Raw genomic sequence first — 237 nt, 5'->3', positions numbered from 1 at the left:
CCGCTATCGACGACGACGACTTTGCGCCGATATCGCGCCAGATAGATCGCGCAGGTCAACCCCGCCGGTCCACCGCCGACGATCAGCGCATCAAGATCTCCGGGTTCAACTTCTGGCATTCCTTCACCGCTCTCCCTGGCGAACCAAGCGCGATGAGTATCGCAACGTTCCTACGCGCCGGTTGCGAGGGGGACATCGGCATGGCTGAGCGCACAGGAACGAAGGCGGCGGTCGGAC

1 protein-coding gene is annotated in these 237 nt (G+C 63.3%); it reads right to left on the bottom strand.

The genetic code is table 11. The features are described from left to right. On the bottom strand, nucleotides 1–119 hold a 119-nt coding region (locus KJQ96_RS39555; RefSeq protein WP_213291281.1), incomplete at its 3' end, for an FAD-dependent oxidoreductase. Nucleotides 120–237 lie beyond the last annotated feature (118 nt).

It is taken from the genome of Bradyrhizobium sp. sGM-13 (genome assembly GCF_018398875.1).
In the GTDB taxonomy this organism is placed as follows: Bacteria; Pseudomonadota; Alphaproteobacteria; order Rhizobiales; family Xanthobacteraceae; genus Bradyrhizobium.
The sequence above is the reverse complement of the archived record's forward strand: the minus strand, read 5'-3'. Positions and strand labels throughout refer to the sequence as shown.